The sequence below is a fragment of the Acetobacter cerevisiae genome, assembly GCF_001580535.1.
GTDB classification, from domain to species: Bacteria; Pseudomonadota; Alphaproteobacteria; order Acetobacterales; family Acetobacteraceae; genus Acetobacter; species Acetobacter cerevisiae.
The window spans coordinates 126,188-137,586 of sequence record NZ_LHZA01000157.1; the positions used below are offsets into that span (position 1 = coordinate 126,188).

The following is an 11,399-nucleotide window of genomic DNA, read 5'->3' on the forward strand; positions in this document are numbered from 1 at the left end:
GGCCGGGAGACGGTAGCCTGAATTAGCTGTCCCGGGCGAGCGTCTGGGACAGCTGCGTGGGCTGCGGCGTGACGACAATATCTACCGGACGCTCGGCCAGAAATTCTTCTGCCGAGAAAGTTGTCGTGATCGGGTTTTCTGTAATCACGGCTTCTGCGTCCCGGTGCACCAGCGTGAACAGGTCTGGTGCTGCGGTGGGGGAGAGATACGCCGCGTAAGGATGATGCCCCGCCATACGGTGAGCCGCATAGGCCTCCCGCGTGGAATGAACGGGAATGGCCACCAGCATGGACGGGTCTGCCTGCAGGGCGACTTGCGTGGTTTCCTTGCTGGACGGCACCAGCACTACACGGTCCCGCATTCTGGCTTTGCGCACCAGCATGGCAACATCAGCCGGATTGGTGTCGTTCAGATCCAGCATCAGCAGTGTATGCGCACGGCGGGATGAGGCCAGAACCTCGTTCAGCGGGTTCGAGCCGGGCACTACCACCACCCGTCCATCTTCCTGAGAGGCCAGTTCCAGCCGCAGCATGCCGGGGCTGTCCTGATGTGGCAGGCCTGCGGAGGCTGACGTCATGCTCAGGCCGGTGCCGGGTGTGCAGATAATCAGACCATGATGGATGCGGGCAAGAAGCCCATAGGCTTTTGAGTGATGGAGAACCACGCCGGCACAGGCCAGCATGCACACGCCAACAGCGACAATGCCTTTGCCAAGGCAGCGCTTGAGGGGACTCCCTGTGGATTTGCAGGGTTTGTCTGATGTCGTATCAGGATGCGGCATCTGTCTTTTATCCCTATTCCTGTTGCCCAGCCATAGCGGCGGCGCGAGCAAGGTCAACTGACAGAACACGGCTGACGCCGCGCTCCTGCATGGTTACGCCAAAAAGATGGTCCATATGTGCCATTGTCAGCTGATGGTGAGTAACAACCAGAAAACGGGTTCCTGCTTCTGTAACCATGTCCCCTAACAGGGAACTGAAACGTCCAACGTTGGCATCATCAAGCGGTGCGTCAACCTCGTCGAGCACACAAACGGGGGCCGGATTACAGCGAAACACTGCAAAAATCAATGAAAGAGCGGTTAAAGCCTGTTCACCTCCCGAAAGCAGAGAGAGGGTCGCCAGCTTTTTGCCCGGTGGCTGAGCATAGATTTCCAGCCCGGCTTCCAGCGGGTCATCACTGCCCACAAGGCCCAGATGGGCCCGGCCGCCGCCAAACATGCGGGAGAAGAGAGACTGGAAATGCTGGTCTACCTGCGTGAACACCGCCATCAGGCGTTCCCGCCCTTCCTTGTTCAGGGAACCGATGGAGCCGCGCAGGCGCGCAATGGCGGCTTCAAGATCAGCAATTTCCGCAGCCAGCGTGTTGGCCTGACCAGAGGCTTCTTCGGCTTCAATTTCTGCGCGCAGATTGACCGGGCCCATCTCTTCGCGCTCCCGCGTCAGGCGGGAGATCTTGCGGCGGAGGGCGCTTTCTGCGGCTTCTGTCAGGTCCCCGGTGGGTGGGCGCGGCGGGGCCGGGGTTTCTACCAGAAGCTGGTCCAGAATGGCCTGTGCCTGCTCACTGCGGGCTTCGGCTTTCAGCAGGTTTTCCCGCGCGGCGGTAAGCTCTGCTTCCGTTTTGCGACGCTGCTCATTGGCATTGGCCAGAGCGGCTTCGGCCTCGGCGCGGGCTTTGTCGGCTTCGGCGTAGGTTGTTTCTGCCTCGGTCAAAGCCTGAAGCGTGTTCTTTTTTAGCCGTTCGGCTTCCGCAGGCAGTTCCGAGACGGTCTGATGTTCCGTGCGGGCGGCCTCCAGCCGGGCCTGAGCGTGGGTCAGGTCCATCCCGGCGGCTTCTGCGCGGGCTGTCCAGTCCTGCACGGCCACGTTCAGAGAGGCCTGTTTGCTGGCTAGCGTGGCTTTTTCTGCCTGAAGGGCGGCCCGGAGTTCGCGCACCTGCTCCAGTTCTGTTGTTAAGGCGCTGCGCTGTTCTCGCAGGCTGGCCAGATCATCTTCCCCGGTTTCCGGTAGAGCCGCAGAGGCTTCTTCCAGCGCGGTAGTGGCATAGGTTTTGCGGGCTTCGGCTTCGGCCTGTTCCGCCTGAAGCGTTTCCAGACGCGGGGAGAGGGCCGCCAGACGGGAGCGGAGTTCGAGCGAGAGTTCCTGCAGTTTCTGGTGTTGCTGCGCAGCCGTTTGTGCGGCGCTTTCCGCACTGACGGCAGCCTGTTCTGCCGTGCGGCAGGCGGCCTCAGATTCTGTCTGCCGGGTTTGGGCGGCTTGCAGAACCTCTTCAATCTGCTTGTCCGCCTGTCCGGCAGCCAGACGGCTTTCCAAATCCGTGAGGGCGCTTTCTTCCGCAGAAACGTCCTGCCGCAGACGGTCGCGTTCTGGCAGGAGGGTTTCCAGCCGGGCGCTGGCGGTGGCCTGCTGGTTTTCTGCGCGGGTGAGGGCATCCTGCGCGGAGCGGAGCTGCTGTTCCGCCATTTTCAGAGCTGTGCGCGCCTGTTGTTCCGCCTGCTGGGCGGCGGTGTCTTTCTGGCGCGCCTGATCGAGGGCCGTTTTCAGAGCTTCCGTCTGGGGCAGGGCATCCCGCGCTGCTGTGGCGGCCGTCAGGGCGGCGTCTGCGTCCTTTCGGGCCGCAACGGCACGTTCCTGCTGCGGACGCAGGCCATCCAGCCGGGCGCGAGAGGCGGCATGACGGCGCTCAAGGTCCGCTTCCTGCGTGCGGGCCTGTTGCAGGGCCTGTTCCAGCTTTGCGCGCTGGGTCCGCTGGTCTGTCGCCTGCTGTTCCATCTCCCGCAGAGCGGTGGTGGCGGTGGTGACGGCCTGTTCGGCTTCCGGCGCATCTTCCTGAAGCGTTGCAATGCGCTGTTCTGTTTCTTTCAGAATCCGGCGCTGGCCGAGGCGGCGGGTGGCGGCGTCCGGTTCCCCCGCACGGGTATAAAACCCATCCCAGCGCCAGAGGTCGCCCCTGCGGGAAACGAGGCTTTGGCCCGGTTTGAGTGCGGCCTGCAAGGGGCGACCGTCCACACCGTCGGGTAGCAGACCGATGTAGGTGAGCGCACGGTCCAGCGCTTCCGGGGCCTTGATGTGTGCCTTGAGGGGCACCGCGCTGCCGGGCAGGGCAGGCAGATCACCAGATGCGGGGAGAGCGTGCCAACCACGTGCAGCGTTCTCTGCCACCGGGGCGTCCAGCCCTTCCGAGAGAGCAGCGGCCAGAGCCGCCTCATACCCTTCCGGGATTTCCATGCGGGCGGAGACGGGTTCATCCGAGCCTGTGGCGTCTGTGCCCAGTGCCTGCGCCAGACCTTCCGCCTGAGCCTGTAACCGGGTGAGTTCCGTGCGCAGGGTGTTCTGGCGGGTCAGGGCGTCGTTATGGCGGGTTTTGAGGTCTGTCAGGGCGGTTTCAGCCTGACTGAGCGCATCCGTGACGGTACGGAGCTTGTCTTCCTGCGTGGTGCGGGCGGTCTGGGCTGCTTTAAGCGTGTCGTCGGGAAGGGCATCCGCCTGCGCCTGTTGCAGCCCTTTTGTGAGCGTTTCTTCTTCCTGACGGGCGCGATGCAGGGCGGTCTGAGCGGCAGAGCAGGCGGCTTCTACCGTCTTGCGGTGGCTTTCATGTTCCTGAAAATTGCGGCTGGCCTGTGTGAGGGCGGCTGATGTCTCGCGCCGGGTGGCCTCGGCCTCTTCCAGCGTGCGCGCTGCGGTCTGGTGGGTGGTGGTGGCCTGCGCGGCCTTGTCTCTCAGAGCCTGAAGAGCCGTATCTTCCAGCAAGGCGCCCTGTGTGTCGGCGTGGCGTTTTTCCAGCTGCGCGAGGTCGGCCCGCAGGGTGTTGAGTTTGGCACGGCTGCGTTCCAGCGCCTTGCGGGTTTCAGCCTGCGTCTGGCGGGCATTTTCTGCGTCGTTTCGGGCGATGGAAAGAGCCACGCTGGATTCGGAACGCGCACGGTCAGCCTCTTCAAAAGCGGTGCGGGCGGCAGCCTGAGCAGCACGGGCGTCCTGCACGGCTTTGACGGCGGCTTCCATGCTGTCATCAGACGGCAGGCGCTCCTGCAGGGCGGACAGTTCGGCCTGCAAAGTGGAGACGGCATCGGACGCGCGAGCCAGCAAGGTTGTGGCAGCGTCCAGATCTTCCGTTGCGCGCTGTTTGCGGGCACGGGCGGCGGCCAGTGTTTCGGTCTGCTGGGCGAGGGTGCGTTCGCTTTCTGCCAGCGTTTCGGTCAGCTCTGTCTGGCGGGTTTCTGCGTCTGCCGTCCGTTGCGGGAGTGAGGCTTCAGCTTCTTCAGCCTCGGCTTTCTCCGCATTCAGGCGCTCCAGCGTGCTGGTGGCATCCTCCACGCGGGTCTGGGCGGCGGTGGTGTCGGCCTCATGCTGATGGAGGCGGTCTGTGGCACTTTTAGCCTGTGCGGCGGCGCGTTCTTCTTCCCGCGTTACACCTTCCGCCGTTACGCGGCAGCGTTCCAGCACGGTCCGGGCTTCATCCGCACGGGCGCGGATGGCGGGGAGTTTCTGGTTGGCTTCAAACTCTGCAACAACCGCGCTTTCTGCGGCCTCTTCATGCTCTGTCAGAGCATGGCGGGCACGGGCGGCAGTCTCGATAGCGCGTTCAACCGCCTGCCGGGCGCGGGCATGCAGCACGGCCAGCAATTCGGTTTCGGTCTCGCGCAGGGCGGAGGAGAGTTCCCGGTAGCGACTGGCCTCACGGGACTGTTCGGCCAGACCACCCAGCCGGGCTTCCAACTGCTGGCGAAGGTCTTCCGCGCGGGTCAGATTGTTTTCGGTCGCGCGGAGCTTGAGTTCCGCCTCGTGCCTGCGGGCATGCAGGCCGGTAATGCCTGCCGCTTCTTCCAGAATGGAGCGGCGCTCTTCCGGCCGTGCGCCCACCAGCATGGCCACGCGGCCCTGACTGACCATGGCGGAAGAGCGGGCACCGGACGCCAGATCGGCAAACAGGGTCTGCACATCACGCGCGCGGGCGGGTTTGCCGTTAATGCGGTATTCACTGCCGGAGCCGCGTTCAGCCCGGCGGGTAATCTGGAGTTCGTCCTGATCGGCAAAGGCAGCGGGGCCACGGCCCTGCGTGCCTTCCAGCGTGACGGTGACTTCCGCCAGAGAGCGGGCCGGGCGGCCAGCTGTGCCGGCAAAAATCAGATCATCCATTTCTCCGCCGCGCAGGGAGCGGGCGGAGGATTCCCCCATCACCCAGCGCAGGGCTTCCACCACGTTGGATTTGCCGCAACCGTTAGGCCCCACAATGCCGGTCAGACCGGGGAGGATTTCCACGGTGACGGGTTCAGCAAAGCTTTTGAACCCGACAATCCGCAAACGGACAAAACGGACGGTCATGCAGAAACGGACTTACTGCAGGATAAAGGGGGAAGAGCGCGTCAGCTGGCGTCTGCCACGTTTTTGGCGAAGGCTTCGTAAGTCATGTCATTCGACATCTGAATTTTGTTGTTGAAGCGGAAGGTCGGCGTGGAATCGAAATGATATTTGTTCTGCGCTTCTGTCTGCTGAGACAGGATGAACTGCATCAGCTGCTGGTCCGCGACCGTCTTGTCGAACACATCACCCGGCATGCCGGCAAAGGCAGCCATTTTCTTCAGGGCTTCCAGCGGGCTGCTGTCCCGGATGTAGGCCCAGCGGTCCAGACTGGCGAGCAGGGACGCGGTGAAGGGCTCATAGCGTTCCGGCGGCAGGGTGCGGGCGACCATGGCGGCCACGGTTGCCAGCTGGTCGGTCGGGAAGTCATGGAAAACGTAGCGGATTTTCCCGGTGTCGATCAGGTTCTTCTTCACCAGCGGGAAGGTGTTCTCGGAAAAATGGGCGCAATGAATGCAGGTGAGGGAGAACCATTCTTCCACAACAATTTTCGCGTTCGGGTCACCCAGTTCACGCGTCGCCATGCGCCGGTCTGTTGCGGGAGCCGTATCGGCAAAAGCCAGGCCATGCGTTGCCGTTGCGGCCAGAGCCGTGCCAGCGGTGACAAGGAGTGAGCGGCGGGAAAAGGACATCGGAAATCCTGGCTTCATTACTGGTTGAACAGATCAGAGTTTTAGGGATGACGGCAGAACGGTCTTTCCGTCAACCCGTACGCGGGGTCTCGTCGCCGCGCTCGCCTTCGCTGGGTGTGGGTTCTGCGGCATTTGGAAGTTTGCGGACCCGTACCCTGCGGATATGCCGGGCATCGGCATCAAGCACCCGGAAAACATAGCCGTTTTCGTGCGTCAGCACTTCCCCGCGGGCTGGCACATGGCCCGCCATCCGGAACACCAGACCGCCGATGGTCTCGATTTCCGCTTCCTTTTCAGAGGCTGTGAGAATCGCGCCAATCCGCTGCTCAAATTCCTGCACGGGGCAGCGGGCATCCACGTCATACGTGCCGTCGGGGCGTTCCGTAATCATGGTCACGGCGGGTTCATCATGCTCGTCGGAAATATCGCCGACGATGGTTTCAATCAGATCCTCAATGGTGACCAGACCGTCCACGCCGCCATATTCATCAATCACCAGCGCCAGATGCGTCTGCCGCAGGCGCATTTGCAGCATCAGGTCCATCACCGGGATCTGCGGGGCAATCATCAGCGGCTGGCGGAGCAGGGGTTCGATATTGAACGCTTCACTGGTGCCAACATAGGCGATGAGATCCTTCACATGGATCATGCCCACAATATCATCCAGCTGGTTGCGATAGACCGGCATGCGGGAGTGGTTTTCCCGCCGCATCATCGCCAGTGCGTCATCCAGACTGATGGAGACCGGCATGGCGACAATATCCGGGCGCGGGATCATCACGTCATCCGCCGAGATGTTCCGCAGGCGCAGGATGTTGGCAATCAGCACGCGCTCCTGCCGGTCCAGCTCCGGTTTTTCGCCTTCCGGCGTCTCCGATTCGTTGGCGGCCTGCTGGACAAGGGCGGCAATGGAGCTGCGCAGGCCGGGAGCCTGCTTCTTACGGCTGAAAAAGGAGAACAGACCGCCGCGACCAGGCGTGTCCTGTCCCTCAGACCGTGTGGACTCGTGCTCGCTCATGCCCGTGGCTTCCATGGATTGGGAATATGCAGCCGGGAGAGCAGGCGCGCTTCCAGCATTTCCATTTCGCGGGCTTCTCCCGCCTGATGATGATCATACCCAGCCAGATGCAGGCTGCCATGAACGATCAGATGCGCCAGATGATGGCTGACGGACTTGCCTGACTGACGGGCCTCCCGCAGCACGGTTTCCAGCGCGAGAATAACGTCTCCGCCGGGAATGCCGGGGGGCGGGTCAAAGGTCAGGACATTGGTGGGGCGGTGCTTGCCGCGGTGCTGCCCGTTGAGGACACGCACGACGCGGTCTGTTGAGAGCACAACGCTGCCGGGCTGCCGGCCATAGCCTTCACAGGCGGCCAGTGCGCGCCGTATCAGGTGTTCCGGGCGGGGCACATGGCAGTGCCACCGCCGGTCCTCTATCAGAATTTCAGGCGTTTCTTCAAACGCGCATGATGGGAAAAACCCTGCAGCGGCAAGACTTTCCGGGCCAGCCACATTCCTTTCGTGAACGTGGCTTGTGCTACTTGGCGGTTCCATTGTTCTCCTGACGGCGATTGTTACGGGGCGATCCCCTGAGAGCCGTCGTCCTTGCATCATACGCTTCCACAATGCGCGCGACCAGTCTGTGACGTACGACATCTGCCGCGTCAAACTGTGTGATGCTGATACCGCGCACATTTTCCAGCGTTTCCAGAGCATCCTTCAGCCCGGATGTCGTGCCCGGAGGCAGATCAATCTGGGTGAGGTCTCCGGTAACAACCATGCGTGACCCCGGCCCGAGGCGGGTCAGGAACATCTTCATCTGCGCGATGGTGGTGTTTTGGGCTTCGTCCAGAATGACGAACGCGTGGGAGAGGGTGCGCCCGCGCATAAAGGCCAGCGGGGCGACCTCAATATCGCCTGCTGCCATCCGCCGTACCACCTGATCCCCCGGCAGCATATCGTGCAGGGCGTCATAAAGCGGGCGGAGGTACGGGTCGATCTTGTCCTTCATGTCGCCGGGCAGGAAGCCGAGACGCTCGCCTGCTTCCACTGCCGGGCGGGAGAGGATGATCCGGTCCACCGAGCCCGCCTGCAACATGGCGACTGCCTGCGCCACGGCCAGATAGGTTTTGCCCGTGCCTGCTGGGCCAATACCGAACACCATTTCCTTTTTGGCCAGCGCCTGCATATAGGCCGCCTGACCGGGGGAGCGGGGTTCAATCACGCCGTGGCGCATTTTCAGGGCAGGGAGAGTCGGTGTGGCCTCAGAGCGTGGTGCGGGGGCTGTTGTCTCGGTCTCAGAGCCTGAACGCTGCATATCGGTGTGCCTTGTGCTTTCGCGCAGTTGGGTCATGCGGATGACAGCTTCAATCATGCTGACATCCACCACGCCCCCGGCGGCCAGTTTCTGGTAAAGTGTGCTGAGCGTTGTGCGGGCCAGAGCGACATGCTCCGGCGAGCCCTTGATGGAGATGCGGTTTCCGCGATGGGCGACCTGTACATCCAGCCCTTCCTCCAGATGTCGCAGATTGCGATCATGGTCTCCCACCAGTCGGGCCAGCAGCGTGTTGTCTTCAAACAGCAGGGTCACCGGTTTTTCCGGAGCCGTGCCGCCAGAGAGGGAGAGAGCGGAGGAAAGGGGCTGGACTATGGTGCTCAAGCGTAAACTTTCTCCTCTTCCAGAATACCGTTCAGAGAGTTGGTCAGGCGTTCGGTAATGCGTACGGGCACTTCCCGGCCAATCAGATCAGGCGATCCGGTGACGTGCACAGGCTGGAGCCAGGGGGAGCGACCGGAAATCTGCCCCGGCTTACGCCCTTCTGACGTGAACAGGACCGGCACCGTCTGCCCGACCAGAGACTGATTGAAAGCATCCTGCTGTTCCCGCAGCAAGGCCTGCAAGGCTTGCAGGCGTGCGTCTTTTACATCCTCTGGTACCTGCAACGGGGCACCGGCTGCCGGAGTTCCGGGGCGCTGGGAGTATTTGAAGGAATAGGCCTGCGCAAAGGTGACATCCCGCACCAGCTGCATGGTGGCCTCAAAATCCTCATCCGTTTCACCCGGATGGCCGACAATGAAGTCAGACGACAGGGCGAGGTCCGGCCGCGCGGCATGCAGTTTACGGACAATCTCCCGATACTCATCCGCCGTGTGGCCACGGTTCATGGCGCGCAGAATTTTGTCGGACCCGGACTGCACCGGCAGGTGCAGGTAGGGCATGAGTTCCGGCAGATCCCGATGAGCGGCAATCAGGGCGTCATCCATATCGCGCGGGTGGGATGTGGCGTAGCGAATGCGGTTCAGGCCGGGGATGGCGGCCAGTGCGTACGCCAGCCGTGCCAGATCCCAGACCTCTCCGTCCGGACCGGTGCCGTGATAGGCGTTTACATTCTGGCCCAGCAGGCTGATGTCCTGCACGCCGCTTTCCACCATCCGGCGTGCTTCCGCCAGAACGGAGGTGACAGACCGGCTGACTTCCGCGCCGCGTGTGTAGGGCACCACGCAGAAGGAGCAGAATTTGTCACACCCTTCCTGAATGGTGAGGAAGGCGGTGAGGTTGCCGGGGGTCTGCGGCGCTGCGGTGTCTGGCAGGAAGTCAAACTTCTGCTCTGCGGGGAAGTCCGTCTCAATCACCGCGCCACCGGCACGGGCGGCGCGGGCCACCATTTCCGGCAGGCGATGATAGGTCTGCGGGCCGAGCACGATATCCACATACGGCGCGCGGGCCAGAATTTCCTGCCCCTCCGCCTGCGCCACGCAGCCTGCGACGGCAATAATGGTCGGCTGGCCTGCGGTTTCACGCGCTTCCTTGATCTTCCTCAGGCGCCCGAGTTCGGAGAACACCTTTTCCGCCGCTCGGTCCCGAATATGGCAGGTGTTGAGGATGATCATGTCGGCGGCGTCAGGGGTGTCTACCGGCTGGTAGCCGAGCGGACGCAGCACGTCGCTCATCCGTGCGCTGTCATATACGTTCATCTGGCAGCCCCATGTGATGACATGCAGGCCGCGCGGGGCGGTGGAAGAAGAAGGAAGTCCAGTCATGACAGCAGGGGCTCCGGCACGCCGCAGGCCCATTCCATACGGCAGGGGGAGGAAATCGGGCCAGTGAGGCCAGAGGTCAAGAGTCTTTTCCGCAAACGGAGGGGTGGTGTGCCATGAAAAGGGATCCTCACCGGATCTTCAGGTATGAAGCAAAACGTGGGAGCAGTCTGTCAAGCAGACGTTTCATGACACGCGGTTTGTTGTAGGGAATTTCCGACGGCTCGCACCGGCCGGGCTGCGGAACCGGGTTCTGGTTCTGGTTCTGGCGCAAATCGGCCGCGCCGCGCGCGACGGCATTCCATGCGGCCTGCGCCAGAGCTTTTCGGCTGGGGAAGAGTTCCGGGTCCAGAGGCTCATGCAGAACAACGGTGGCGCGGGACTTGTGCCACTGCACCAGCTGCCAGAGGTGCGGGCCGAGATCCATATCGCCATACCACGCAAAAACCGGGCGGCGCAGGCGGGAGACGGGCAGGCCTTCCAGCTCATCATACACCACGGAAACCGGTTGGATGATGGGGGACATGCCGGGGGCGTAGGTAATAGGCAGCAGGCTTTTCTCACCATTGCGCAGCCGGGGCAGCTTGGCGATGGCGAAGAAGGCGGACATGAATGGCAGCACGCGGGAGCCGTCGGACGATGTGCCTTCCGGGAAGAGAATGAGATTATCCCCGTCCACCATGCGGCGGATCATCAGGTCACGCTCACGTCCGGTGGTGCTGCGCTGGCGGCTGACAAAAATGGTCCGGCCAATTTTGGAGACCAGCCCCATGATGGGCCATTTCTCAATATCGCCTTTTGCCACAAAAACAGATGGCAGCAGCGTGCCCAGCACCAGCACATCCAGCCACGAGGAATGGTTGGAAATATAAATAACCGGACGTTCCCCTCGCGCACGGGCGCGCGCGCCACCCACGGTGCCGGCCCGCTTGCCGATAACCCGGATACGCAGGCCCAGCAGCTTGCACAGCACGCCCCAGATCACCCGCGTCCAGCGGATTTTGACGGTGCCCGGCACCAGCAGCAGGCAGGCTTCAAACCCGACGGAGAGCGGAACCCATAGGGTAATAGCCCCCAGCCGCAGGCCGCCCTGGACCTGGCTGCTGACCTGACACCACTTTTCGACCCATGACGGCAGGGGCGACAGCATGTCACGGCCCGGCGGGGCTGATGTCTCGGAAAACCGCGTCTGAGCGGGGGAGGCACGCTTCATGATCTTGGGCCTGCCTTGCACGGGCAGGGGCTGGGTTTGCGGCGGGAATGGCAAATCATAGGCTCTCATAACGCGAACTGATGCCCTCGGACAATCGTGCTTCGCAAGATGCCTGCAAGATGGCACAAGGGACTATGGGGCGGAGAAATCCATAACGCC

The 11,399-nt window shown here is 62.6% G+C and carries 8 protein-coding genes; all 8 read right to left on the reverse strand.

The window, feature by feature from the left end; all coding sequences use genetic code 11:
- Nucleotides 1-22: 22 nt before the first annotated feature.
- The 8 genes from AD928_RS13435 to AD928_RS13470 all read right to left on the reverse strand — a co-directional run bounded on the left by AD928_RS13435 (nucleotide 23) and on the right by AD928_RS13470 (nucleotide 11,240).
- Nucleotides 23-781 (reverse strand): hypothetical protein, encoded by a 759-nt coding sequence (locus AD928_RS13435; protein WP_062140059.1) that lies wholly within the window; start codon nucleotides 779-781, stop codon nucleotides 23-25.
- A gap of 13 nt (nucleotides 782-794) precedes the next feature.
- Entirely contained in the window at nucleotides 795-5,321 is a 4,527-nt protein-coding gene (locus tag AD928_RS13440; RefSeq protein WP_062251054.1) for an AAA family ATPase, read from the reverse strand.
- Nucleotides 5,322-5,362: 41 nt separating this feature from the next.
- Nucleotides 5,363-5,989: a thioredoxin domain-containing protein gene (locus AD928_RS13445; RefSeq protein WP_062251055.1), complete on the reverse strand. Its 627-nt coding sequence runs from the start codon at nucleotides 5,987-5,989 to the stop codon at nucleotides 5,363-5,365.
- A 70-nt stretch (nucleotides 5,990-6,059) separates the two neighbouring features.
- Nucleotides 6,060-7,007, reverse strand: coding sequence for a hemolysin family protein (locus tag AD928_RS13450; RefSeq protein WP_062140422.1), 948 nt, complete (start codon nucleotides 7,005-7,007; stop codon nucleotides 6,060-6,062).
- Nucleotides 7,004-7,543, reverse strand: coding sequence for an rRNA maturation RNase YbeY (gene ybeY / locus AD928_RS13455; RefSeq protein WP_062251056.1), 540 nt, complete (start codon nucleotides 7,541-7,543; stop codon nucleotides 7,004-7,006). Before ybeY ends, AD928_RS13450 begins: the two co-directional genes overlap by 4 nt.
- Complete coding sequence (locus AD928_RS13460; RefSeq protein WP_082779903.1) at nucleotides 7,527-8,648, reverse strand: PhoH family protein; 1,122 nt, start codon at nucleotides 8,646-8,648, stop codon at nucleotides 7,527-7,529. Before AD928_RS13460 ends, ybeY begins: the two co-directional genes overlap by 17 nt.
- A complete protein-coding gene (miaB, locus tag AD928_RS13465) occupies nucleotides 8,645-10,063 on the reverse strand; it encodes a tRNA (N6-isopentenyl adenosine(37)-C2)-methylthiotransferase MiaB (protein WP_082779904.1) in 1,419 nt (472 codons plus the stop codon). The genes AD928_RS13460 and miaB overlap by 4 nt, the downstream gene beginning before the upstream one ends.
- 94 nt (nucleotides 10,064-10,157) lie before the next feature.
- A complete protein-coding gene (locus AD928_RS13470; RefSeq protein ID WP_062251058.1) occupies nucleotides 10,158-11,240 on the reverse strand; it encodes a lysophospholipid acyltransferase family protein in 1,083 nt (360 codons plus the stop codon).
- Nucleotides 11,241-11,399: the final 159 nt, after the last annotated feature.

Bases quoted from the DNA above. Each gene is read 5' to 3' on its own strand.
- AD928_RS13450 (WP_062140422.1), bottom strand. From the start codon at position 7,007: ATGAGCGAGCACGAGTCCACACGGTCTGAGGGACAGGACACGCCTGGT.
- AD928_RS13445 (WP_062251055.1), bottom strand. From the start codon at position 5,989: ATGTCCTTTTCCCGCCGCTCACTCCTTGTCACCGCTGGCACGGCTCTG.
- miaB (WP_082779904.1), bottom strand. From the start codon at position 10,063: ATGGGCCTGCGGCGTGCCGGAGCCCCTGCTGTCATGACTGGACTTCCT.
- AD928_RS13435 (WP_062140059.1), bottom strand. From the start codon at position 781: ATGCCGCATCCTGATACGACATCAGACAAACCCTGCAAATCCACAGGG.
- ybeY (WP_062251056.1), bottom strand. From the start codon at position 7,543: ATGGAACCGCCAAGTAGCACAAGCCACGTTCACGAAAGGAATGTGGCT.
- AD928_RS13470 (WP_062251058.1), bottom strand. From the start codon at position 11,240: ATGAAGCGTGCCTCCCCCGCTCAGACGCGGTTTTCCGAGACATCAGCC.
- AD928_RS13440 (WP_062251054.1), bottom strand. From the start codon at position 5,321: ATGACCGTCCGTTTTGTCCGTTTGCGGATTGTCGGGTTCAAAAGCTTT.